Source organism: Alcanivorax sp., assembly GCF_002726155.1.
In the GTDB taxonomy this organism is placed as follows: Bacteria; Pseudomonadota; Gammaproteobacteria; order Pseudomonadales; family Alcanivoracaceae; genus Alcanivorax.
In genome coordinates this window covers 20,144-41,782 of record NZ_PBSH01000026.1, presented here as the reverse complement: position 1 = coordinate 41,782, position 21,639 = coordinate 20,144, and the positions used below count along the sequence as shown (strand labels likewise).

The 21,639-nt window shown below is 60.9% G+C and carries 25 protein-coding genes; 12 read left to right on the top strand and 13 right to left on the bottom strand.

Going from position 1 to position 21,639, the window contains the following annotated elements:
* Positions 1–68: 68 nt before the first annotated feature.
* Positions 69–731: a response regulator gene (locus tag CL546_RS07815; protein WP_290494009.1), complete on the top strand. Its 663-nt coding sequence runs from the start codon at positions 69–71 to the stop codon at positions 729–731.
* Positions 731–2,038, top strand: a complete 1,308-nt coding sequence (locus CL546_RS07810; protein ID WP_290494008.1) for an ATP-binding protein — start codon at positions 731–733, stop codon at positions 2,036–2,038. Before CL546_RS07815 ends, CL546_RS07810 begins: the two co-directional genes overlap by 1 nt.
* Here CL546_RS07810 and CL546_RS07805 read toward each other — a convergent pair.
* Positions 2,022–2,549 (bottom strand): DUF4136 domain-containing protein, encoded by a 528-nt coding sequence (locus CL546_RS07805; protein WP_290494007.1) that lies wholly within the window; start codon positions 2,547–2,549, stop codon positions 2,022–2,024. The genes CL546_RS07810 and CL546_RS07805 overlap by 17 nt on opposite strands.
* A gap of 81 nt (positions 2,550–2,630) precedes the next feature.
* The gene (locus tag CL546_RS07800; protein WP_290494006.1) at positions 2,631–3,530 is read right to left on the bottom strand and encodes a LysR family transcriptional regulator; all 900 of its coding nucleotides are present in this window, start codon (positions 3,528–3,530) and stop codon (positions 2,631–2,633) included.
* A gap of 141 nt (positions 3,531–3,671) precedes the next feature.
* On the opposite strand from CL546_RS07800, the gene CL546_RS07795 reads away from it, so the two are divergent.
* The 3 genes from CL546_RS07795 (at position 3,672) to CL546_RS07785 (ending at position 6,327) form a co-directional block, all read left to right on the top strand.
* Positions 3,672–4,262, top strand: coding sequence for an FMN-dependent NADH-azoreductase (locus CL546_RS07795; protein WP_290494005.1), 591 nt, complete (start codon positions 3,672–3,674; stop codon positions 4,260–4,262).
* 100 nt (positions 4,263–4,362) lie between these two features.
* Complete coding sequence (locus CL546_RS07790) at positions 4,363–5,367, top strand: glutathione S-transferase family protein (protein WP_290494004.1); 1,005 nt, start codon at positions 4,363–4,365, stop codon at positions 5,365–5,367.
* 99 nt (positions 5,368–5,466) lie between these two features.
* Positions 5,467–6,327, top strand: a complete 861-nt coding sequence (locus CL546_RS07785) for a pirin family protein (RefSeq protein ID WP_290494003.1) — start codon at positions 5,467–5,469, stop codon at positions 6,325–6,327.
* A gap of 6 nt (positions 6,328–6,333) precedes the next feature.
* Here CL546_RS07785 and CL546_RS07780 read toward each other — a convergent pair whose 3' ends face one another.
* Complete coding sequence (locus CL546_RS07780; protein ID WP_290494002.1) at positions 6,334–6,822, bottom strand: hypothetical protein; 489 nt, start codon at positions 6,820–6,822, stop codon at positions 6,334–6,336.
* A 197-nt stretch (positions 6,823–7,019) separates the two neighbouring features.
* Between CL546_RS07780 and CL546_RS07775 the strand changes: the two genes are divergently transcribed.
* On the top strand, positions 7,020–7,562 hold the full coding sequence (locus tag CL546_RS07775) for an NADPH-dependent FMN reductase (protein ID WP_290494001.1): 543 nt from the start codon (positions 7,020–7,022) through the stop codon (positions 7,560–7,562).
* 97 nt (positions 7,563–7,659) lie between these two features.
* On the opposite strand, the gene CL546_RS07770 is transcribed toward CL546_RS07775, so the two are convergent.
* The 6 genes from CL546_RS07770 to CL546_RS07745 form a co-directional block, all read right to left on the bottom strand.
* Complete coding sequence (locus CL546_RS07770) at positions 7,660–7,836, bottom strand: DUF1328 domain-containing protein (RefSeq protein WP_290494036.1); 177 nt, start codon at positions 7,834–7,836, stop codon at positions 7,660–7,662.
* Between the two features lie 118 nt (positions 7,837–7,954).
* Positions 7,955–8,539 carry an LOG family protein gene (locus CL546_RS07765; protein ID WP_290494000.1) on the bottom strand — a complete coding sequence of 195 codons (585 nt, stop codon included), beginning with the start codon at positions 8,537–8,539 and terminating at the stop codon, positions 7,955–7,957.
* Positions 8,540–8,748: 209 nt separating this feature from the next.
* Complete coding sequence (phoR, locus tag CL546_RS07760) at positions 8,749–10,059, bottom strand: phosphate regulon sensor histidine kinase PhoR (RefSeq protein WP_290493999.1); 1,311 nt, start codon at positions 10,057–10,059, stop codon at positions 8,749–8,751.
* Positions 10,060–10,153: 94 nt separating this feature from the next.
* The gene (phoB, locus tag CL546_RS07755) at positions 10,154–10,858 is read right to left on the bottom strand and encodes a phosphate regulon transcriptional regulator PhoB (protein WP_007148894.1); all 705 of its coding nucleotides are present in this window, start codon (positions 10,856–10,858) and stop codon (positions 10,154–10,156) included.
* 317 nt (positions 10,859–11,175) lie between these two features.
* Complete coding sequence (ubiA, locus tag CL546_RS07750; RefSeq protein WP_290493998.1) at positions 11,176–12,048, bottom strand: 4-hydroxybenzoate octaprenyltransferase; 873 nt, start codon at positions 12,046–12,048, stop codon at positions 11,176–11,178.
* Between the two features lie 248 nt (positions 12,049–12,296).
* Positions 12,297–12,842 (bottom strand): chorismate--pyruvate lyase family protein, encoded by a 546-nt coding sequence (locus CL546_RS07745; protein WP_290493997.1) that lies wholly within the window; start codon positions 12,840–12,842, stop codon positions 12,297–12,299.
* A gap of 239 nt (positions 12,843–13,081) precedes the next feature.
* On the opposite strand from CL546_RS07745, the gene rd reads away from it, so the two are divergent.
* From rd to CL546_RS07725, 4 genes are all read left to right on the top strand, one after another.
* A complete protein-coding gene (gene rd, locus CL546_RS07740; protein ID WP_007149887.1) occupies positions 13,082–13,246 on the top strand; it encodes a rubredoxin in 165 nt (54 codons plus the stop codon).
* Between the two features lie 49 nt (positions 13,247–13,295).
* Positions 13,296–14,444, top strand: a complete 1,149-nt coding sequence (locus CL546_RS07735; RefSeq protein ID WP_290493996.1) for an NAD(P)/FAD-dependent oxidoreductase — start codon at positions 13,296–13,298, stop codon at positions 14,442–14,444.
* Positions 14,445–14,530: 86 nt separating this feature from the next.
* Positions 14,531–14,908, top strand: a complete 378-nt coding sequence (locus CL546_RS07730) for a hypothetical protein (RefSeq protein ID WP_290493995.1) — start codon at positions 14,531–14,533, stop codon at positions 14,906–14,908.
* Between the two features lie 228 nt (positions 14,909–15,136).
* Complete coding sequence (locus tag CL546_RS07725; RefSeq protein WP_290493994.1) at positions 15,137–15,778, top strand: hypothetical protein; 642 nt, start codon at positions 15,137–15,139, stop codon at positions 15,776–15,778.
* A 9-nt stretch (positions 15,779–15,787) separates the two neighbouring features.
* On the opposite strand, the gene CL546_RS07720 is transcribed toward CL546_RS07725, so the two are convergent.
* From CL546_RS07720 to znuC, 3 genes are all read right to left on the bottom strand, one after another.
* Positions 15,788–17,086 (bottom strand): MATE family efflux transporter, encoded by a 1,299-nt coding sequence (locus CL546_RS07720; protein ID WP_290493993.1) that lies wholly within the window; start codon positions 17,084–17,086, stop codon positions 15,788–15,790.
* Between the two features lie 131 nt (positions 17,087–17,217).
* Complete coding sequence (gene znuB / locus CL546_RS07715) at positions 17,218–18,000, bottom strand: zinc ABC transporter permease subunit ZnuB (protein ID WP_290493992.1); 783 nt, start codon at positions 17,998–18,000, stop codon at positions 17,218–17,220.
* Positions 17,993–18,805: a zinc ABC transporter ATP-binding protein ZnuC gene (znuC, locus tag CL546_RS07710; protein WP_290493991.1), complete on the bottom strand. Its 813-nt coding sequence runs from the start codon at positions 18,803–18,805 to the stop codon at positions 17,993–17,995. Before znuC ends, znuB begins: the two co-directional genes overlap by 8 nt.
* A 254-nt stretch (positions 18,806–19,059) precedes the next feature.
* On the opposite strand from znuC, the gene CL546_RS07705 reads away from it, so the two are divergent.
* Positions 19,060–19,932 (top strand): metal ABC transporter solute-binding protein, Zn/Mn family, encoded by an 873-nt coding sequence (locus tag CL546_RS07705; protein ID WP_290493990.1) that lies wholly within the window; start codon positions 19,060–19,062, stop codon positions 19,930–19,932.
* Positions 19,933–19,976: 44 nt separating this feature from the next.
* Here the strand turns inward: CL546_RS07705 and CL546_RS07700 are convergent, their stop codons facing one another.
* Positions 19,977–20,327 (bottom strand): hypothetical protein, encoded by a 351-nt coding sequence (locus CL546_RS07700; RefSeq protein ID WP_290493989.1) that lies wholly within the window; start codon positions 20,325–20,327, stop codon positions 19,977–19,979.
* A 179-nt stretch (positions 20,328–20,506) separates the two neighbouring features.
* Between CL546_RS07700 and CL546_RS07695 the strand changes: the two genes are divergently transcribed.
* Positions 20,507–21,610: a cellulase-like family protein gene (locus tag CL546_RS07695; RefSeq protein ID WP_290493988.1), complete on the top strand. Its 1,104-nt coding sequence runs from the start codon at positions 20,507–20,509 to the stop codon at positions 21,608–21,610.
* The last annotated feature ends 29 nt before the right edge of the window (positions 21,611–21,639 follow it).

The following is a 21,639-nucleotide window of genomic DNA, read 5'->3' as shown; positions in this document are numbered from 1 at the left end:
AACCGTGGGTTAACCGGTGGCACCGACACTGGGCTGCAACTTGCGCAGCCTAACCGGGTCAGAGCCACATGCATATTTTATTGATCGAAGATGACGCCTTGCTGGGTGATGGTATTCAGGCCGGGCTGCAGGCCATGGGGTTTACCGTGGCTTGGGTGACGCGTGCGCGCGAAGGGCTGGCTGCCTGGAAAAGTGTGGAGTTCGATGCGCTGGTGCTGGATCTGGGGCTGCCTGATCAGGATGGGGGCCAGGCCCTTTGTCAGTGGCGCGACGCCGGGCTCACTGCGCCGGTATTGATCCTCACTGCCCGGGATGCGGTACAGGACCGCATTGATGGCTTGCAGCGCGGTGCCGATGATTACCTGGTCAAGCCGTTTGATCTGGGCGAGCTGGCGGCGCGTTTGCAGGCGCTGCTGCGCCGTAGTCGCGGGCAGGCGAGTCCGTTGATTGAACATGGCCGGGTGCGGGTGGACCCGTTTCGGCAGCAGGTCTGGCTGGTGGATCAGGAGGTGGAATTGCAACGTCGGGAGATGGCGTTGTTGCTGGCCTTGTTGCAAAGCCGGGGTCGGCTGCTCACGGCGGACCAGCTGGCTGACCGCGTCTATGGCTGGGTGGATGGCGTGGAGAGCAACGCGCTGGCGGTGCATATCCATAACCTGCGCCGCAAGCTGGGCAGCGGCATTGTGGAAACCGTGCGCGGTGGCGGGTATCGCCTGGGGGCGCCGTCGTGATGGCGCGCTCGCTGCGTTCCCGGGTGTTGTGGCTGGTGGCGTTCAGTTTGCTGAGCGTCTGGCTGCTGCTGGCACTGTGGTTGCACAATACCGTCAAGCAGCATCTGGGCACGGCGCTGGACCAGCGTCTGGCGGCGTCCGCACGGATGGTGGCGTCCATGGCTAATGCCAGTGCACCGGCGTTATCTGCCAAGCCGGAGCTGCAGGCGGTGGTAAATAGCGGGCTGTTTTGTCAGGTGATGAATTTGCGTGGCGAGATTCTGGCGCGCTCCGGCGGCGCGCCGTCCGCCCACCTCGCCAGCAGCCAGGACGGCTTTACTGAGCGCTCTCTGGCGGGTGAGCGCTGGCGTGTTTATACCGTCAGCGAGGGGCAGGTACGGGTTGCCACCGCTGAACCCATGGCGGTGCGCGAATCGTTGCTGGCGACGCTGGCCTGGGCGTTGCTGGTGGGGTTGTTGCTGGCCCTGCTGGGGGCGTGGTTGGCGGTGCGCTGGGCGGTGAGCCGCGGCCTGGCGCCGCTGGACGCGGTGCGCAAGGAGTTTGAGTCGCGCCCGGTACAGGCGGCGTCAGCGACGCCCAGCGCGGCCGGGATCACGGAGCTGGTGCCCCTGGTGGCGGCGCTGGATCGCTGGGCCGATCAGGCCCGGCAAGCGCTGTTGCGCGAGCGGCGCCTGACCGACGATCTGGCCCACGAACTGCGTACGCCACTGGCTGCCCTGAAAACCCAGTTGCAGGTAGCCCGCTTGAAGTTGCCCCCGGATGCACCGGCCATGGCGGCGCTGACGGCGGCGGAAAATGCCAGCTCGCGAATGGCAGATAACCTGCAGCAGCTGCTGGCGCTGGCCCGCCTGGATGGGGTGCCGCAGAGTTATCCGCGCCCGGTGCAGGCGGTTATCGATGACAGTCTGGCCCAACTCGCCGGACATCCGCAGCGTGCGGCAGTGCAGCGCGATGACGTGGCGTGTGCTGCAATGACCTTGGCGTCCCCTTCCCTGGCCAGCCTGGCATTACGCAACCTGCTGGAGAACGCGTTGCGCTATACGCCGCCGGGCGAGCCGGTGTGGATTCGGGCGGTGGCGGATGCGACGGACCTGCACATCCATGTGGAAGATCAGGGGCCGGGGATAACGGGCAATGCGGAGGATTTGTGTACGCGCGGGCACCGGGGAGACCGGGGGCAAACCGGTCTGGGGCTGGCCATTGTCGCCTCGGTGATGGCCCGCAGTGGCGGTCGACTGGCGCTGGAGAACCGTGCCGGCGCCGGGCTCCGCGCGACCTTGAGCTGGCCGCTTACGGGTAGCGCTTGAACATGTCCTCGACGGCTTTTTCGATATGCGCACTGCGGCGCTCGCTGCTCATGTCATCGTGGAGCTCGTCGCGGCTGGTGGCTTGCCAGACCACATCCTTGCTTTGCTGATCGATCAGTTGCACCACCAGTTTGTATTCCTCGGTGATTTCACCCTCGGTGGGAGTGCTGGCGCCCAGGCCAATGTTGTTGCGGGTAAAGCCGAAGCCGAACTGTAAGGTGGAGCCATCGAAGCGCTGCTCGCGTTTAAAGAAGTGTTTTACCTGCACATCGGCCTCGGCAGCGGTGGCGGCCGTCAGGCCCTTGGCGGCCAGTGCTTTTTTCAGGGCGGCCTGGGTGCGTTGGTCATCCAGTTCGCGGGGTTTGTCCTCGTCCTGGGACACAAAGGCGTAGGTGCGGTATTGCTGCAAATCGGCGCCCGACTGGCTGTCGATCACCACCGGGCTGACACAGGCGCTGAGCAGCAGTGTAGCGGCGAACACCCATAATGCCTGAATCGGTAATCCTTTCATGGCAATCTCCTGACGTTGAGCTGGTACTCTCATCTACGTCTTGCATTGTACGCCTTGTGCGTCATGTCCGGGTGAGGACGGCTAAACCGTGACCCCCGGACAAGATAAGGCAGCAGCATCGCGAATCCGTTCCCCGAGATAGCGTGCGGCCTGGCCGGCATACTGGCCATCGGCGTAAATCAGGTACAGGTCCACCATGCGCTCCACGCCTTCATCCAGCGCCAGTATCTTCAGCGCTCCAGTGTCCAGGCCGTCGCCGATTTCCGCTTCCGGCACCCAGGCAAAGCCCAGCCCACGGCGAATGGCCGCGATACGGGTGGTGGCGTGGGAGACGGTCCAGCGCTGTTCGGCGCCCAGCCAGCCGGAATCAATGCGGCGGCTGCCGGAATCGCGTATCACGATCTGGCGGTGCTGGCGCAGGTCTTCGTGGGTAAGGTGTTCGGCCTGGGCCAGCGGATGGTCGGCGGCGGCCACCGCCAGAAAACGCACCCGCATCAAGGGGTCGCCGAAAAACCCCGGTGGCACACGCCCGCCCACCACCACATCTGCTTCCTTGCGCAGCAGGGCTTCATCGGAGCCTGACAGGATGGTTTCGCTGTACTCCACCCGGGTCAGCGGGCTGTGCTGGGCAAAGGCATCCAGCGCGGAAAGCATGCAGTGCTGGGGGAACAGGCCGTCGGCGGCCACCCGTACCAGCGGCTCCCAGCCCTGGCTGAGCTGGATGGCGGCACTTTCGATGCGGCTGGCCTCTTCCACCAGCACCTTGGCCTGGCGGTACAGCATTTGCCCGGTTTCGGTGAGTTTGGCGCGGCGCCCTTCCAGGGTGAAGGCGCGCACTCCCAGCTCGGTTTCGATTTTCTGCACGGCGTAACTGATCGCCGACTGGCTCTTGTCCAGCGCTTCGGCGGCGCTGGCGTAGCCGCCCTCATCCACCACGGCGAGCAGGGCGTGCCATTGATCCAGCGTGATTTTGGCCGACATATCGAAATTCCTGAGCTAAATGTGCAGTTTTATCCCGTTTTATATCTTATTTACTGAAACCACAATAGCCCCATCGAAACAATCCCGTCGGCGCATGGGTGCCGACCGCACCATGCAAAGACAGAAAAAGGAGTTGGGGTCATGAATATTCTGGTCATCAAAAGCAGTGTTTTCGGCGATAACGGCAATTCCTCTTCGCTGGTCAACAGCCAGTTGGCGACGCTGCAAGCACAGCACCCGGATGCCACCGTGGTGGTCCGTGATCTTTCCACAGACCCGATTCCACACCTGGACGGGGAGCGCGTAGGGGCCTTCTTTACGCCGGCAGACCAGCGTAGTGAGGATCAACAGGCGGTGGACGCGTTTTCCATGGCGCTGATCGACGAGCTGAAAACGGCAGATCACATCGTCCTGGGCTTGCCCATGTACAACTTTGGTATTCCCAGCCAGTTGAAGAGCTGGATCGATCATGTGGCTCGGGCGGGTGTTACTTTCCGCTATACCGAAAATGGCCCACAGGGTTTGCTGGACGACAAACCCGTGACGGTGCTGTCGGCCCGGGGTGGTCTGTATGCCGGCACCGAGAACGATACGGTGACTCCGTATATCAAATTGTTCTTCGGGTTTATCGGTATCACCGATGTGAACTTCGTTTACGCAGAGGGGTTGAACATGGGTGACGAGGCGAAAGAGAAAGCCATGAGCGAAGCACAGGCGGCGCTGGCGGGTTAGTAAGCGCGAGTGACGCGTTGCGAGTTTCGAAAACCAAGACAGAGTTTTGTCTTTTGTTTCTCGTCACTCGCTCCTCGATAGTCAACTTAGGGAGGCAATGATGGGACTGTTGGTCGACGGCAAATGGCAAGACAAGTGGTACGACACTAAGAGTACCGGCGGGCGATTCAAGCGCTCCGAAAGTCAGTATCGAAACTGGGTGACGGCGGACGGCAGTGCCGGGCCCACGGGTGACAGTGGTTTTGCGGCTGAGAGCGGGCGTTATCACTTGTATGTGTCCTATGCGTGCCCCTGGGCCCATCGCGCCCTGGTCATGCGTGCCCTGAAAGGGCTGCAGGATCACATCGGTGTGTCCGTGGTGCATCCGCACATGCTGGAGAGTGGCTGGGAACTGGATGACGGGTTTGATGGTGCCACCGGCGATGCCCTGTACGGTTTCGGCAAATTGTACGAGCTGTACCTGAAAGCGGACAGCCATTACACCGGCCGCGTGACTGTGCCGGTGCTCTGGGACACGCAACGGGAAACCATCGTCAGCAATGAGTCTGCAGACATCATTCGCATGCTCAACACCAGCTTCGATGCTCTGGGTGCTACGCCGGGAAATTATTACCCGCAAGCGCTCCGGGCGGACATTGATGCCATTAATGAGCGGGTGTATCACGACGTGAATAACGGCGTGTACAAGAGCGGTTTTGCCACCAGTCAGGAGGCGTATGACGAAGCGGTGGTGACCCTGTTCGACCGTCTTGAAGAATTGGAGCAGCGCCTGGGCGAAAGCCGCTATCTGGTCGGCAACACCCTGACCGAAGCGGACATTCGGCTGTGGACTACCCTGGTGCGTTTTGACCCGGTTTACGTCACGCATTTCAAGTGTGACCGCAAGCGCATCAGTGATTACCCGAATCTGCAGGGGTTCTTGCAAGAGCTGTATCAGCTACCCGGTGTGGCCGACACCGTGAACATGGCGCATATCCGCCATCACTATTTTTGCAGCCACCCGACGGTGAACCCCCACGGGATTATCTCCATCGGACCACAGTTGGACTGGACCTCACCCCACGGCCGCGAACGTTTGGGCGAGCGAGAAATTATTAACCAGTAACGAGTGACGAGTCACGAGAATCGAAAGGCAAAAGCATTGTGTATTTTGCGTTTCTAAACTCGATACTCGAGTCTCGAAACGGCTTATCAGGAGGCACCCATGGAACGCACAATACTCAATACGCTTCGGGCGATGGATACATCCGACGGTGCCGGTGTTCGGCTGAAGCGGGCACTGGGGTCGACGCCTGCCGTGCGCCTGGACCCGTTCCTGATGCTGGATGCATTTTCCTCCGACAACCCGGAGGACTACATCGCCGGTTTTCCGCCGCATCCACATCGCGGTTTTGAAACCGTCACCTATCTGGTGGAAGGCCACATGCGTCACCGGGATCACCTGGGTAATGAAGGCGATCTTAAACAGGGTGGCGTGCAATGGATGACGGCCGGACGTGGCATTATTCATGAAGAAATGCCGCAACAGAAAGATGGCTTGCTGCGCGGTTTTCAATTGTGGATCAACCTGCCGGCGGCGGAAAAAATGCAACCTGCCGGGTATCGGGATGTTGCCGACCATGAGATGCCGCGGCTGGACCTGGCCAGTGGCGGTCAGGTCAAAGCCATCGCCGGTGAAGTGACGATCGCCGGGCAGACGTTGAGCGCGCCGCTGAAAGGGGGCAAAACCGATCCCTTGTATCTGGACGTGATCCTGCGCCCGGATGAAACCCTGACGGTGCCTGTACTGTCCGGCTATAACGCCTTCATGTATTTGTTCGAGGGCCGTGTCAGTGTGGCGGAGGCGACGCTGGAAAGTGATCACCTGGCCACCTTCACCGATGGCGATAGCGTTACTCTGGTGGCGGGAAAGAAAGGTGCGCGCTTGTTATTGCTGGCGGGTAAACCACTGGGTGAGCCCATTGCCCAGTACGGTCCTTTTGTGATGAATACCCAGGACGAAATTAATCAGGCCCTGCGGGATTATCGCGATGGCACGCTGACAGCAGAAGCGTCACGGCTATAGCACCTGCTAGTCGCCTCGCCAATGGGGCGGTAGATCGGGATACCAGGTGGAGCCGGCCATTCGAAAGATACGAATGAGCGCGGCTTCCGCCTGCTCCAGCCGTTTGGCGGGGACCAGCAGGTCAACGCTGTTGCGGGTGCCACCGTTGTAACCGTTATCACTGGCGGCGGCGCCAGGCATGAAGGTCAGGCTTTGAATCGCACCGGGCCGGGTGTGCAAAAGCAGATGTCCGCGCCCTCCTTCCAGCGTTACCCCTTCAATTTGTTCCACATCCTGACGATGAAAGCGGAAGGCCATGCCAAAGCGGCTCTGGCTGCTGCCACGAAACAGCGTAATGTGTTGTTGCTGATCAAGGCTCAGGTGCTGGATTTGTTGGGATTCACTTTTTTTGTCGCTTAGCCCGAGAATCAACAAACCATTGAGAATAGCCAGCTGTTGGTAGAGGGCCGGGCCGGGAATAAAGGGCGCGCTGGAGGGGGTGATATCAATGGGCATTGCGATCAGGTATCCGTGAATCGTTCAGGAATTGTATGCGGGGCATGACAGAAATGCGTCACCCATATGGGGGATAAATGGCCCGGCGATGATGAGGCTTATCTCTTGTCACTGGCGCGCGTGTGGAGGAAGCTGGAATGCGCGTTCGCTTTAGTGTGGCTTCGCGCTGACCGATTCAGGAAACAGGGAGTAATGGTATGAAGGTTCTGGCGATAGCAGGCAGTCTCAGGGAGCAATCCTATAACCGGGGTCTGGTGCGCGCCGCTCAGGCACTGGCGCCATCCGGCATGACCCTCTCCATCGGGGACATCGCCCCGCTGCCGCTGTATAACGGTGATGATGACGGAGATAACCGGCCCGCGTCTGTGATGGCGCTGGCCGAGCAGGTGGCTCAGGCGGATGCCTTGCTGTTTGCCACCCCCGAATACAATTACTCGATCCCCGGCGTGCTAAAGAACGCCATCGATTGGTTGTCGCGTGTGCCGGGTGATATTTTTATGGGTAAGCCTGCGGTCATTATGGGCGCGTCCATGGGCGGCATGGGCACCAGCCGCAGCCAGTATCACTTGCGCCAGGTACTGGTGTTTCTGGACATGCATCCACTGAACAAACCGGAAGTGTTTGTCTCGGCCGCTCATGAGAAATGCGATGAGAACGGCGATCTGGTGGATGAGAAAACCCGGGAGATGGTGGCCAAACAACTGGTCGCCTTACAGGAATGGCATCAACGGTTGTCGTGACCTTTCCTCTGTGGGGCTGTCGATTAACGATAACCCGATAACAGAAAATGAAAGGGGTGGGCTACGGCCAAGTCATAGCCCACCCGTGTTGCCACTGTCATATCTTCGGGCCGCGGCCTCTCACCGCATTGGCCACCAGGCTGATGACCAGCAATACCAGAAAGATAAAGAAAATAATTTTGGCAATGGAAGCTGCGCCGGAGGCGATGCCGCCAAAGCCGAGTACGCCGGCAATAATTGCCACAATAAGAAATGTCAGAGCCCATCCAAGCATAACCGTTACCTCGTCCATGGTTGGTGTGTGGTTGCACTGTCCATGTCACCGTAACGGGTTCCGGTTGGTCTTGGCCCGGAACGATTCGACTATTTGACCTTCTTTCACATTGTTTTTGTTACAGCTGGGATTGGCGATCCAGCCATTTATCCACCGGGGGTGGAGAAAAATTCTGAAAATGATCCAGCAGTGTGGCCGGGTCCGTGTGGGCTTGCAAAAGTTGGTGGTGCTCCGCTTTCAGGAAGCCTTCCGCCACACTGTGTTCCAGAAAGTTCTGAAGGGAATCGTAATAGTGGTTCACGTTTAGCAGCGCGCAGGGTTTTTGGTGAAAGCCCAGTTGTGCCCAGGTAAGAATTTCAAAAATTTCCTCCAGGGTGCCCATGCCGCCAGGCAGGGCAATAAAGCCGTCGGACTGATCCGCCATGGCGGCTTTTCGCTCATGCATGGAATCGACCACCTGCAGTTCCGTCAGATGATCATTGCCGATCTCACGACGCATCAAGGCCTGCGGAATAATGCCGACGACCTCGCCGCCCTGGCGCATCACTGCGTTGGCAATGGCGCCCATCACGCCGACGCTGGCGCCGCCATAAACCAGCCCGATATTACGACTAACCAATGCATCGGCCAGAGCTTCGGCGGCCTGAATGTAGACCGGATTATTGCCGGGACTGGAACCACAATAGACGCAGATTCTTTTCATAAGTTTCGCTCATGCTCTGTGCTGATGGAGACGTGGTACAAATATTTCGACAAGGCCGCTGTAGGAGTGCCTCTTGAGGCGCGAATCCGTGAGTAAATGGGAAAGGGACAGAACTCGCCGCCTCTGTTTAACAGCCGGTCGCTGCGGGCGGCGATTCTGTAGACTCGCTACGCTCGGTTCGTCCCTCAAGAGGAACTCCTGCCGTGTTTTTACCCCGCCACCGCTGTCGGCTTGCTTACCAGCCGGTCCGCCGGGAAATGGCAGGTGAAGGTGCTGCCTTTGCTGAGTTCGCTGGTGATTTCCAGGCGACCGTTATGGCGGATCATCACGTGCTTGACGATGGCCAGTCCCAAACCGGTGCCGCCGGTCTGGGTGACGCGGCTGTTGTCCGGTCGATAAAAACGTTCGGTCAGTCGGGGGATATGGGCCGGGTCGATACCGATGCCGTTGTCGGTGACGGACAGGTGGGCGCCGTGGGCATCCTGCCACCAGCGGATGTGGATGGTGCCTTCGGCCGGGGTGTACTTCACCGCGTTGGTAATCAGGTTGCCGAAGGCGCTTTCCAGTTCGGCAGGGTTGGCGATCAGGCGGGCCTCCAGGGGCACATCCAGTTCAATCCGGTGGTGTTTGTCGCTACTGATGGCCAGCGCGTTGTCTTTCATGCGGTTCAGCATGCCGTGCACCGGTACGGCCTGGCGGACGCTGTCGGCTTCGGTGCCTTCCAGCCGGGCCAGCAGCAACAGGTCGGCGACCAGGGCTTCCATGCGGTTGGACTGGTTGTCCATCTGCACCAGCGCCCGGCGCAGGCGGGCCTGCTCATCGGGGATGGTATCGAGCAGGGTTTCCAGGTAGCCCTTGAGTACGGTGAGCGGGGTTTTCAGCTCATGGCTGACGTTGGCAACGAAATCTTTGCGCATCTGCTCCAGGTGATGCAGGCGGGTCACGTCACGGGCGATCAATAGTTGCTCACCGACACCAAACTCGGTGACGCGGAACTGGAGGATGCGGTTGTCGTCTACCGGTGAGGGGATTTCCAGGGCGTCGTCAAACTCGCTCTTGTTCAGGTACTCGGTGAAGCGGGGGTGGCGAACCAGGTTGGTGAGCGGTTGCCCCAGATCCTGGCCGGCATTGAAGCCCATGGCGCGTTCCGCAGCATGGTTCCAGTATTCCAGGTAACCGTGTTGGTCGATCAGGATGACCACGTCGTCCAGGGCATTCACCGATTGCTGGGCACGATGAATGATGCCCTGCAGGTTTTCCTGGGCGCGGCGTTCTTTCTGGAATAAATGCTCAAGGCGGGTATAAAACTCGCCCCACAGGCCGATGCTGTCCGGCGGTTCAGTGTGGTCATCGCGAACCAGCCAGCTGTACAGGGCGAACAGTTGGCGGGTGCTCCAGAAAATATACCCCACCAGCCCTGTCAGCAGCGGCCAGATATGCCCTACCGCAAGGGCAGCAAGGGCGGCCAGAAAAATCAGGCCGGCAATGCGATTTACTTCCTTGGCCAGGCTGGCTTTCATGCGTCAGTCACCGCGATTGGTTGCCGGGTTCGCAGGTTGTCGGGCGAGGGCTCGACAATGGGTTTCCAGTATAGGCAGCTGCGTGGCTGCTGTCTCAGCCTGCTTTGGCCGATTTTACTGAAAAGCGGTAGCCGGTGCCGCGTACGGTCTGGATAAAGCGGTCATAGTCGAACGGCGCCAGGGCCTTACGCAGCCTGCGGATATGCACGTCGATGGTGCGGTCTTCCACGTACACGTTGGCGCCCCACACCTGGTCGAGCAGTTGGGTACGGGAGTAGGCGCGCTCCTGGTGACTCATGAAGAACTCGAGTAACCGGTATTCGGTGGGGCCCATGTCCACGGGGTAATCGTCAGCGCTGATGCGGTGGCTGACCGGGTCCAGACACAACCCTTCCACTTCAATGGCCTTTTCCGCTGCCACACTGGATGCGCGACGCAGCACCGCTTTGATGCGCGAGATCAGTTCGCGGGTGGAGAAAGGCTTGGTGATGTAATCATCGGCCCCCACGTCCAGCCCCTGAATCTTGTTATCTTCCTCGCTTTTTGCGGTGAGCATGATGATTGGCACCTCGTTGGTGGTTTCATCACGCTTCAGGCGGCGGGCCAGTTCGATGCCGGTGACGGATGGCAGCATCCAGTCCAGAAGCACCAGATCCGGGCGTTCATCCACGATGATTTCATGGCCGCGCTGGGCGTTTTCTGCTTCCAGCACATCGAAATCAGCCAGCTCAAGGGCGACGGCAACCATCTCACGGATGGCGGGCTCGTCATCAACAATCAAAATGCGGTTACGGGACATGGCTTACCTTCCTTGCCTGTCATGGGCGCGCATGCGCTGCCCGGAATGTTGCCCTATTAGATTGCCTTTTTATGACATCCGTATGACAGATAGAGACGCGGCATGCAACAAGCAACATGCGACAACGCGGATCTGGGCTTGTAAGAAAGGGCAGAAATGTGGAGGGCCGCGAGCCATGAAAGGCGGTTTCTACGGTGTCCGGCATGGCTCGGCCGAAGGCCGCAGATGAAACTCCCCGGCGCGAAGTGATGCGGTTTCCCGTTCCCTGCAGGGGGTAGTTCGTGTTGTTGCGTGGCGCGTACAGCGTGCTGCGTCTCTCAAAAATACTGAAAATACAGCCCGATAAACACGCAGGCCCCGGCCCAGTGGTTGTTCAGGAAGGCGTGGAAGCTGGGCCAGCGTTCGCGGTAGCGGATCAGGCTGTGCTGGTAGGCAAAGCTCAGCGCCATGCCTGCCAGGCCCACGTACCAGGGCCAGCTAAAATCCAGCCGCTGGCCGACCATGATCAGTGCCAGCAGGGTTAGACCCTGGAGGATGGCGATCATCAGCCGGTCCGCATCGCCGAACAGGATGGCGGTGCTCTTGATGCCCAGCTTCAGGTCGTCTTCACGGTCGCACATGGCGTATTCGGTGTCATAGGCCACAGTCCACAGCACATTGGCCACATACAACAGCCAGGCGATTTCCGGCACCTCGCCGGTTTCGGCGGCAAACGCCATGGGAATTGCCCAACTGAAAGCGGCGCCCAGGAACAGCTGGGGCATAAAGGTGAAACGCTTGGTAAAGGGGTACAGCACGGCCAGCCCCAGCCCGCCAAAGGACAGCCAGAACGTCAGCTCGTTGAGGAACAGGACGAGGCCAAAGGCCAACAGGCCCAATCCGCAGAACAACGCCAGCGCCTGTTTGGCGCTGAGCGCGCCGGTGGCCAGTGGGCGGCCCTGGGTGCGTTCCACGTCGCCATCGAAATCCCGGTCGGCAAAGTCGTTAATCACGCAGCCCGCCGCCCGCATGATCACCACACCGAGGAAAAACACCACAATGACGGTCAGGCTGGGAGTGCCCGCCCCGGCAATCCACACCGCCCACAGGGTGGGCCAGAGCAGCAACAGCGTACCGATGGGGCGATCCAGGCGCATTAGCTGGATATAGGGCCAGAGGGCGGGGTAACGCTGTTCAACGAAGGCAAACATGGGACATCCGGTTGTCAGGGCGAAGAAGAGTTTCAGGCGACAAGCTGCAAGTTTCAAGGTGCGAATCGGGCGGCCCAGGCGGAGCCGCCTGCCCGAAATCAAACCGCCTGTAGGAGTACCTCTCGAGGTGCGAACCGAGCGAAGCGAGGAAAAAGCGTGGTCTCCATGCCAATCCATTCTATAGGGATTGATGAATTATTCGCCCGCCATCCGCATTGATACGCGGGTTCGTCCCTCGAGAGGAACTCCTACAGTGATTCTGTTCCAGCGGGGACGGTTGCAAATACCTTCTCCCACAACGCCGGCAGAAAATACTCGGCCACCAGCAGGGGGGCGCCGCGTTTGAGAAAGCGCGACTGCCGGCCCCAGCACACCGGGTGGTTCTGGCCCGGTGAGGCCAGCCGTGCCCACACCTGATCCCGCTGGCAGACCGGGCGGTTATATAACTCCAGGCCCAGGGAGCGGCTGCCCATGTGGCCAAGGGAGCGGTTGGCGCCGGCCAGGCTGGTCAGCGGCAGCACGCTGCGGGCCGCGACCACCGGGGTGCCGTCCAGATGCAGGGTGACTTCGCGGATCAGCGCAGCACGACGATCGGGCAGCGCCAGCAGCTGCCGTTCGTCGGCCCGCGGAAAGGCAATGGTATGCAGGCCAGGCATGACACTGAAGTGACCGTGACGTTTGAGGCGCCGGGTCAGGGAGTCCGGGTCGGCCATCCAGTCACGAATCACCGGGGGCAGCACCAGCTGTTCCAGCGGGCGCCAAAGGCTGTCAGGATGCAGGGCGGCAGGCAGCATGGCTCTCTCAGGATATCGCGTACTCTCGCGGGCGGCAGGACTATGGCCCATGTCTTGCAGCAGAGCAAGCGGTCGTCAAATTGCCCCGGGGGGCAGAGAAATGGCGCCCTCGCGTCCCAATATGACAGCGCTTGCTGTCATTGATTTTTGCGCCGCACGCCGATAGGTTAACGCCCCCCGAGATACACCCTGTATGTAGCGCAGTGAGCAAGTGCTCACTTTTACCGATGAGGTTCACGATGAAGAAGTGGGAATGTGTAGTGTGCGGTTTCATCTATGACGAAGCCGAAGGTCTGCCCGATGAGGGTATCGAACCGGGTACCGCCTGGGACGACGTGCCGGAAGATTGGGTTTGCCCCGATTGCGGCGTGGGCAAGGAAGACTTCGAAATGGTGGAAATCTAGACCATTACGTCAGCCACATCGCCCGTCCATTAATCGTTAAGGATTGCTCATGCACCCTATTGTCATCATCGGTACCGGCCTGGCCGGCTTCAACACCGTCAAGGAATTCCGCAAGCTGGACAAGGAAACGCCTATCGTCATGCTCACCGCTGACGACGGCCGCAACTACTCCAAGCCCATGCTGTCTGCCGGTTTTACCAAGGAAAAAACCGCCGATGACCTGTGCATGGCCACCCCGGAAAAAGTGGCCGAGCAATTCAATGTGGACGTGCGCACCGGCGTGCATGTGGCCGGCATCGACGCCGCCAACAAGCGCGTGCTGCTGCCCGATGACCACCTGGATTACAGCAAGCTGGTGCTGGCACTGGGCGCCGACACCTGGACCCCGCCGCTGGAAGGCGACGCTGTGGGTGAGGTGTTCTCCGTCAATGATTTGATGGACTACGGTAAATTCCGTGCGGCGGTGGACGGCAAGAAAACCGTGACCATCCTCGGTGGCGGCCTGATCGGCTGTGAATTCGCCAATGACCTGTCCAACGGTGGTTTCCAGGTATCCCTGGTCGAGCCCATGGGCCGCTGCCTGCCGCTGCTGCTGCCGGAGCAGGCCTCCGAAGCCGTGGGCCGTGGCCTGGCGGAACTGGGGGTGCAGTTCCATTTTGGCCCGCTGGCCAAGGCGGTACATCACGGTGATAACGGTCAACTGGTCACCGAGCTGTCCGACGGCAGCAAACTGGAATCCGATGTGGTGCTCTCGGCCATTGGCCTGCGCCCGCGCATCAGCATGGCCAAGGAAGCTGGCCTGGACACCAATCGCGGCATTCTGACCGACAAGACCCTGCGAACCAGCGCAGACGACATTTATGCGCTGGGTGACTGCGCCGAAGTGCAGGGCCATGTGCTGCCCTACGTCCTGCCACTGATGGCCTCTGCCCGAGCCCTGGCGAAAACCCTGGCCGGCGACACCACAGAAGTCAGCTACGGCGTGATGCCGGTGACTATCAAGACCCCGGCGTGCCCGGTGGTGGTCTGCCCTGCTGCAGAAGGCAGCGAAGGTGACTGGGAAGTGGAAGCGGATGGCAATACCGTGCAGGCACTGTTCCGTGGCAAGGATGGCAGCCTGTTGGGTTATGCCCTAACCGGTGAAGCGGTGAAAGAAAAAATGAAACTCAACAAGGAACTGCCGGCGGTCATGCCGTAGGGACGCAGCAGGCAACACGCTGCACGCCTCACACGCGTGATGCGTGTAGTCTGTGGCGTGTTGCTGATTTGATTTAAGGACGCTCGATGAAATTTTCACTGGTATTGCTGGTTCTCGGCTGGCGGCTGCGCTGGCTGGCGTCGCGTAACGCCGGCTTTCAAAAGCAACTGGAGAACCGCAATGTGGTGATGCAGTGGCGGACGTTTGCGGGCAAGCCGGCGCGCAGCTTTCACTTTATGCCCGGCAAAGTGGTGTCCAAAGGGGGGATCCATGGCGAGCCGACTGTGATCCTGAACTTCAAGAACGCCAGCTATGCCTTTGCCACCCTGCAACAGGCGGGCAAGAACCAGATGGCCTTCATGGAAGGCATGCAGGCCGGTGATATCAAGATCGAAGGCGACCCGGGCCAGCTGATGTGGTTCATGACCCTGATGAAATTCATCATGCCCGGAGGTAAGAAATAACCAGTCTCGAGATACGAGAAGCGAGTTTCGAAAGGCAAAACCGTTCCTGCAGCAGGTTGTCGCAACTCGAAACTCGTTACTCGCTCCCCTCCACCTAGCAATAGCGACCAGGCTGCGTTTCTGTCGCGGCCACTGATATTCCGCTGGCGCGGCGCTTTTCGCTGTGGCCTCTGTGCGTAAAACGCCTTACTCTGTCAGCACTTTACTTTGCATATCGAAGGATTTCCCATGCAGATGGTTCAACGTGCCTTTGTTTTCTGTGCGGTACTGTTGCTGGCGGCCTGTGCCACCACCACCGAAACCAATTCCACCTGGCAAACCAAAACCGGCGAAGCACGGCCGAGCTTTGCGCACCTGTACGTGCTGGTGCTGTCAGAGAATGCAGTGGCCTCTGCGGCGGTGGAACAACAAGTGAAGAAGAGCCTGGCCAAGCGCAAGGTCGAGGCGACCCTCGGTAGCGCCACGTTGCCGGCAGCTAACCAGCAGGCGGCGGATTTCCGGGGCAAGGTCGAGCAAGCGGTGAAAGACAGTGGCGCTGATGGTGTCATGGTGGTGACGCTGCTGAAGAGCCAGGAGCGTGATGAATACATGCCGCCCACGGTGGATTACCTGCCCATGGCCTCTGCGCCCATGTATCTTGGCTATGGCCCCTACGTCGGCTATAGCTACAGCGCTGTGTACCAGCCGGGGTACTACCAGAATGCGACGGACTACTACCTGCAAACCCAGCTCTACAACGTCGAGACGGAAAAGCCGGTGTGGCAGGCCCAGTCCCGCAGCATGAATCCTTATAATCTGAAGAGCGGTGCGGAAGGCTATGCCAAGAGCGTGGTCAGCAAGCTCGACCGTGATGGTGCCCTGAAGCGTTAGGGTATCGCGTTAACCGGTATGCCTGGGTGCTGTGGTGCGACGCCACAGCACCCAACCCATCAAGATGCCCCGCCCGGCCATAAAGCCGTTCATGGTCAGCCACAGGCCATGGTTATCCCAGCCCCGTGTCAGCGCCCATAGCGTAAAGAACAGCCCCATGGCGACCAACATGGTGTTGCGCATGGCGGCCCCCCAGGTGGCGCCGACAAAAATGCCATCCAGCCAGAAGCCGGCACTGGCGGTGAGCGGCAATAGCAGCATCCAGGGAAGATAGGCCACCGCCGTATCGCGGATCGATGGCAGGTCGGTGAGCAAGTGAATCAACGGCACGCCCCCCAGCGCAAAAACCAGCATCGCCAACGCCGCGCAGCCCACGGTCCAGCGGCCGGTGGCGCGCACTGCGGCCTGGAGGGCTGAGCGATCGCGTTGCCCGTGGGCCTCGCCGACCAGTGCCTCGGCGGCATTGGCAAAGCCATCCAGCAGGTTGCTGAGCAACAGCAAGAAAGTAATCAATACCGCATTGGCCGCCAGCGTCGCATCGCCGAGTCGGGCCCCCTGGGCGGTGAAGAAAAAGAAGCAGGTGAGCAGCGCCAGGCTGCGGATGAAGATATCCCGATTTACCGCCATCAACGCCAGAATCGCCGACGGCTGCCACAGGGTTTCCCGGTTGGCAGGTGGGCGCAGGGCGGCACGTAGCCAGAACAGCCCGCCGGCCAGGCCCACATACTCCGCACAGGCGCTGGCGATGGCCACGCCGCGCACATCCAGATGCCAGACCTGCACCAACAGCACATCGAGTAAGGCGTTGGTGCTGTGCATCAGCACGGTCATCTTCAGGGGAACGCGGGTGTTGTGGGTGCCGATGGCGAAGCCGATCAGGGCGAAGTTGGCCAGCGCGGCGGGGGCGCCAAGAATGCGGATGTTGATGTAATCCTGCGCCAGGTGTTGTACGGCGTCACTGCCACCCAGTAACCACAGGCCGGTATCGCGCAGCAGCGGTGACAACAGAATCAATCCCAGCCCGAGTAACGCAGACAGCAGCAAGCCACGCAGTAATACCACCCGGGTGTCCCGTTCCCCGCCCCGTGCTTGCGAGGCAAAGCCGGTGGTGCCCATGCGCAGGAAGTTGAAGGAGAAATACAGGAACATGAAAAAGTTGCTGCCCAGCGCCACGGCGGCCAGATAGCGGGGATGATCCAGGTGCCCCACCACCGCCGTATCCACTAGCCCCAGCAGCGGTGCGGTCAGGTTCGACAGCAACAACGGCCAGGCCAGCATCCAGATGCGTTGGTTAAGGGTCAGATTCATTCAAACTCCGGAAAAACCTTTTAACGAAGCCGCTGTAGGAGCTCCCTTCCAGGGGGCGAACCGTGCGCAGCACGGCATCGACCGAAGGGCGATCAGGCATGTCTGGTCGCGACAGGTCCAGAGAGAAACCGTCAGGCGGGTTTGCGCAGCAACGTCAGCACAAACAAACTGCTGGCGGCCACCACGATAGACGGCCCCACCGGGGTATTGGCGAACCAGCTCACCGCCAGCCCGGCCAGCACTGATGCGGTGCCCAGCACGCTGGCCACGGCGGCCATCTGCGCCGGGGTGTGGGTCAGGCGGCGAGCGCTGGCAGCGGGAATCACCAGCAGCGAGGTAATCAGCAGCACGCCCACGGTGCGAATGGCGCCGGCAATCAGCAAGGCCAGCAACAGCATCAGCAGTAACCGGGTGCGCTGCACCGCGATGCCTTCCACCTGGGCCAGTTCTTCGTTGACGGTAATACTCAGCAATGCCCGCCATTGCCATAGCATCAGCAGCAAGATGACGATGGCGCCCACCCACAGGCCAATCACATCCTGCCAGCCCACGGCCAGCAGGTCCCCGAACAGATAGGCGAACAAGTCCACCTGGATACCGGTTTGCAGGCTGATGGCAATCACCCCCAGCGCCAGGGTGGTGTGGGCGACAATGCCCAGCAGGGTGTCACCGGCCAGTTGCCGTTGCCGTTGCAGGCCGCTGAGTGCAGCGGCAAGCCCCAGGCACACCGCCACCACAGCCACGTACAGGCTGATATCCAGGGCCAGCCCCAATGCCGCGCCCAAGAGCGCGCCGTGGGCCAGGGTGTCGCCGAAAAACGCCATGCGCCGCCACACCACAAAGGCGCCCATGGGGCCGGAAACCAGGGCCACGGCGAGCCCTGCCAGCAGCGGCGGCAGTAACAGTTCAATCATGGTTACAGGGCCCGTCGTGGTCGTGGTGATGGCTGTGGCTGTGCTCGTGAGAATGGGTGGCGTTGCCGTGCAGGTCATGGTCGTGATCATGATCGTGGGTATACAGCGCCAGGTTCGGGGTGCCGGCGCCGGGGCCGAACAGCTCGTGGTAGGCCGGGTCCCGGCTCACTGACTCCGGGCTGCCGGAACAGCAGACATGGCGCTGCAGGCAGATCACCTCGTCGGTGGCGGCCATGACCAGATGCAGGTCGTGGGAGATCAGCAGAATGGCGCAGCCCAATTCGTCTCGCACCGTTTTGAGCAGGCCATAGAGAGCGTTCTGCCCGGCCACGTCCACGCCCTGGGCCGGTTCGTCCAGCACCAGCAGGTCCGGTTTGCGCAGCAGGGCCCGGGCCAGCAATACCCGCTGCATCTCGCCGCCGGACAACTGCTGTACACCGCGCCGGCGCAGATGTGCCACCCCGGCCCGCTCCAGCGCGGCCCGCCGGGAGGCCGTAGGCCCCGGTGCGGCCAGCCACAAAAAACGGTCCACGGTGAGTGGCAGGCTGTCATCAACCTTGATGTGCTGGGGCATGTAGCCCACCCGCAGGCCCTTGCGGCGGCTGACGGTGCCACCGCTGCCGTTGCCGTTATCCGGTTGCACCAGCCCCAGCACTAGCCGCGCCAGAGTGCTCTTGCCGGCCCCGTTGGGGCCGATCAGTGTGGTGATGCGACCGGGCGCCAGGGTCAGGCTGACGTCAGAGAGCACGGCATTGCCGCCGAGGGTGACGGACACCGACTGCACCGTGACAAGAGGTTCTGACATAAGAAAGGGCCCGAAGTACAAAGGCGCAATGATATACTGCCGCTCTGTCGCCTGCACGAAGCAGGCTTGCTGTAGGGGCGCCGCCAGCGACGCGATAAACCCAGTGACGAGTAATGAGTAACGAGAAGCGAAAATCATCGGGCTTTCCCCCTGTTTGAGGTTTGCCTTTCGAAACTCGCTTCTCGCAACTCGATACTGCATCTATCGTATCGCGCCGCCAGCGACGCTCCTGCAGGGGGCTATTTGAGGAAGTGATGCGCAGTTTGTGGTTGGTAATGTTGATGGTACTCAGTGCTCCGGCAATGAGTCAGACGGTGGTGGCCAGTGTGGAGCCGCTGGCCAAGGTGCTGCGCAGTCTTTACGACGATAGCGTTACGGTAACGACCTTGTTGCAGGCCAACCAGAATCCGCATCAGCTGGCGCTCTCCCCCCGGCAGGCTCTGGCCGTTCAGCAGGCCGATCTGATGGTGTGGCTGGGGGCCGGAGTGGAAGCGCCACTGGCACCACTGGTGGCTCGTCGCCAAGGGCCATCGGTGGCCTTGCTGGGATTGGAAGGCGTACACCGACGCAATGGCGGACACGATCATCATGAGGGTCATGACCATGATGAGCACCCCGGCCATGACGCCACCACTGACCCACACCTGTGGTTGTCCGTGGATAATATGGCGCTACTGGCGGGGGCGGTGGGCCAACGTTTTCCGGCGGGGTTGCAGCCGGGCCAGCCGCAGCAGTGGCAGCAGGCGGCCGCGAATCAGTTGCAGGCGGAGCGCGCGCAGCTGGCGTCGCTGGCCCGGGTGCCCTGGCTTAGCTATCACCAGCCCTGGGGCTACCTGAGCGAGAGCCTGGGGTTGGCGGAGCCGTTGGTGGTGTCGGAACAGCTGGATGCGGGGCCGGGCAGCCGGCGTTTCGTTACCCTGGCCGGGCAGGTGCGTGATCAGCAGGTACGCTGCGCGCTGCAGGAACCGGAGGCGCGGGCCGGCTTGCTCAAGCGTTTGTGCCCGGACTGTTATGTCCAGCCCCAGGACCCGTTGGGTCGTGATTCCTCGCAACAGGAATACCTGCCCTGGTTGGCGGAGCTCAGCGCCGGTTTCGCCCAGTGTCTGCGGGCGGCCGATCAGGGCTGAGTCCCAGTCAGCCCTTATGCGAGGCCGGGTGACAGTGGGCCACTTTACAGGTCGCGTATCGGGATCAGGTTGGGCGGTGCGGGTGGCGGGGTATTGTCTGGCACTGTTGCCGGGCGCACGGTTTCGGCCTGCCGCTGGCGCATCTCCTGCTGTTCGTTTTCCAGATAGCGCGCTTCTGCACTCAGGGCATTGAGCCCTCGGCTTTCGTCGCTGGTATCCAGCTCCACCGGTGATTGCAGGTACAGGGAATCCATCTCCTCGCCATCCATGGGGTGGGCGGGGCCTTTTCCCCGGGTTTGCGGGGCCGCATCGTCCGGCGGCGCGGTGTCCGGCAGTTGCTCGGCCGCCCAGGCCAGGCCCGGGGCCAGAATCAGTGTTGTCAGTATTGTTTTCATGGCATTGATAATAGCGCTCCCGGGGAGAAGGGGGAATCGGTTCGCACTTTTGAGCGTTTTTATGGGGGCCTTGAGTGTCAAGGCGGGTCAATACGCGGGTGACAGGGTGTAGAGCCATTGAGGCAACCTCCGAAACGGGTATGCTGATGCGCTTGATCTAAAAAGGCGGTAAGACCTGCATGGCGCAACACGATGCACAACCATTGGCGATGGCCTGCTGGGATATATCCTGGCTGCTGCAGCGCGATATTCGCGATGGCGCCTATGCTTCGTTGGAGCGCGTGCTGGATGAGACCGAGCGGCGGGGCTTCAATACCCTGCGCCTGGACCCCTGCCCCCACCTGATCGCCACCCCGGAAAACGGTATCCACATGGACCGTTGCGAGCTGATGCCCCAGGGCGCGCCAGCGGTGGAAGTGAAAATCCGTCATCAGCTTCAGCAGTTACTGCAGTCGGCCCATGAGCGTGGCTTCAAGGTCTGGTTCAGCAGCCGTTTTATCAACGACAGCCGCGCGCGCCGTTCCTTTGTGCGTCGCCCGGAAGATTTTGTCGCGGTGTGGAGTGAAACCCTGTCGCTGGTGGAGCAGTGGGGGTATCTGGGTGACGTGGCGGGGCTGGATTTCTGCTACCAATTTCCGTCGTTGCCTCACGCCCACGGGGTCGCCCGGCGCGTGTTCCGGCGCTCCCCGGAACGGTCACTGCCGTCGCACTGGTCCCCTGCGTCCAGTGAACGTCTGGAAGAGTATCTGCGCGATATTCCCCGCGCCTTGCACGCCCTGTTTCCGTCTGTGCCCGTGGGGCTGAGCACCACGGCGGCGCTCAGTGAGCAGCTGCGGCAGCTGGATACCAGTGAGCTGGATTTCCTCGATTTCAGTTTGTGGCTGGATGATGACCCCCGCTACCGGCTGGCCAGTGGTGAGGCCATGCCGGCCGCCGGCCTGCTGGGCAAGCTGGCCAATCCCATGAAGCAGCTGTTGCTGGACGCCGGTGGCATGCATTGGCAGCGGCGGCTGGAAGACCAGTTGCAGAGGCGTATGGCATTCACCCGGCTGCGCCGCCTGCAACCGGTGATCAGCGAAGGCTTTGTGCGCCAGCCACAGGGTTTGCGCAAGCTGCCCACAGGGTGGGCGGACTTGCATGAAATGATGGTGGTCAATGCCCTGACCCAGGGCGTGGAAGCGCTGACGCCCACCTCGCTGGCGTGCCCCAGCTACCCCTGGTTATGGCAGGAAGAGGAATACCTGGCGCACCTGAATCATCTGATTCTGTCTGGCGCAAGTTAGGGTGGAGCGGAAAGTTGAAAGTTCAAACG

Excerpts from the sequence above, each read along its gene's own strand:
- CL546_RS07705 (WP_290493990.1), top strand. The coding sequence starts at position 19,060 with ATGCGCAGTTTGTGGTTGGTAATGTTGATGGTACTCAGTGCTCCGGCA.
- ubiA (WP_290493998.1), bottom strand. The coding sequence starts at position 12,048 with ATGTTTGCCTTCGTTGAACAGCGTTACCCCGCCCTCTGGCCCTATATC.
- znuC (WP_290493991.1), bottom strand. The coding sequence starts at position 18,805 with ATGTCAGAACCTCTTGTCACGGTGCAGTCGGTGTCCGTCACCCTCGGC.
- CL546_RS07805 (WP_290494007.1), bottom strand. The coding sequence starts at position 2,549 with ATGAAAGGATTACCGATTCAGGCATTATGGGTGTTCGCCGCTACACTG.
- CL546_RS07775 (WP_290494001.1), top strand. The coding sequence starts at position 7,020 with ATGAAGGTTCTGGCGATAGCAGGCAGTCTCAGGGAGCAATCCTATAAC.
- CL546_RS07785 (WP_290494003.1), top strand. The coding sequence starts at position 5,467 with ATGGAACGCACAATACTCAATACGCTTCGGGCGATGGATACATCCGAC.
- CL546_RS07790 (WP_290494004.1), top strand. The coding sequence starts at position 4,363 with ATGGGACTGTTGGTCGACGGCAAATGGCAAGACAAGTGGTACGACACT.
- CL546_RS07795 (WP_290494005.1), top strand. The coding sequence starts at position 3,672 with ATGAATATTCTGGTCATCAAAAGCAGTGTTTTCGGCGATAACGGCAAT.
- CL546_RS07695 (WP_290493988.1), top strand. The coding sequence starts at position 20,507 with ATGGCGCAACACGATGCACAACCATTGGCGATGGCCTGCTGGGATATA.
- phoB (WP_007148894.1), bottom strand. The coding sequence starts at position 10,858 with ATGTCCCGTAACCGCATTTTGATTGTTGATGACGAGCCCGCCATCCGT.
- CL546_RS07730 (WP_290493995.1), top strand. The coding sequence starts at position 14,531 with ATGAAATTTTCACTGGTATTGCTGGTTCTCGGCTGGCGGCTGCGCTGG.
- CL546_RS07780 (WP_290494002.1), bottom strand. The coding sequence starts at position 6,822 with ATGCCCATTGATATCACCCCCTCCAGCGCGCCCTTTATTCCCGGCCCG.
- znuB (WP_290493992.1), bottom strand. The coding sequence starts at position 18,000 with ATGATTGAACTGTTACTGCCGCCGCTGCTGGCAGGGCTCGCCGTGGCC.
- phoR (WP_290493999.1), bottom strand. The coding sequence starts at position 10,059 with ATGAAAGCCAGCCTGGCCAAGGAAGTAAATCGCATTGCCGGCCTGATT.
- rd (WP_007149887.1), top strand. The coding sequence starts at position 13,082 with ATGAAGAAGTGGGAATGTGTAGTGTGCGGTTTCATCTATGACGAAGCC.
- CL546_RS07720 (WP_290493993.1), bottom strand. The coding sequence starts at position 17,086 with ATGAATCTGACCCTTAACCAACGCATCTGGATGCTGGCCTGGCCGTTG.
- CL546_RS07810 (WP_290494008.1), top strand. The coding sequence starts at position 731 with ATGGCGCGCTCGCTGCGTTCCCGGGTGTTGTGGCTGGTGGCGTTCAGT.
- CL546_RS07725 (WP_290493994.1), top strand. The coding sequence starts at position 15,137 with ATGCAGATGGTTCAACGTGCCTTTGTTTTCTGTGCGGTACTGTTGCTG.
- CL546_RS07770 (WP_290494036.1), bottom strand. The coding sequence starts at position 7,836 with ATGCTTGGATGGGCTCTGACATTTCTTATTGTGGCAATTATTGCCGGC.
- CL546_RS07735 (WP_290493996.1), top strand. The coding sequence starts at position 13,296 with ATGCACCCTATTGTCATCATCGGTACCGGCCTGGCCGGCTTCAACACC.
- CL546_RS07745 (WP_290493997.1), bottom strand. The coding sequence starts at position 12,842 with ATGCTGCCTGCCGCCCTGCATCCTGACAGCCTTTGGCGCCCGCTGGAA.
- CL546_RS07700 (WP_290493989.1), bottom strand. The coding sequence starts at position 20,327 with ATGAAAACAATACTGACAACACTGATTCTGGCCCCGGGCCTGGCCTGG.
- CL546_RS07765 (WP_290494000.1), bottom strand. The coding sequence starts at position 8,539 with ATGAAAAGAATCTGCGTCTATTGTGGTTCCAGTCCCGGCAATAATCCG.
- CL546_RS07815 (WP_290494009.1), top strand. The coding sequence starts at position 69 with ATGCATATTTTATTGATCGAAGATGACGCCTTGCTGGGTGATGGTATT.
- CL546_RS07800 (WP_290494006.1), bottom strand. The coding sequence starts at position 3,530 with ATGTCGGCCAAAATCACGCTGGATCAATGGCACGCCCTGCTCGCCGTG.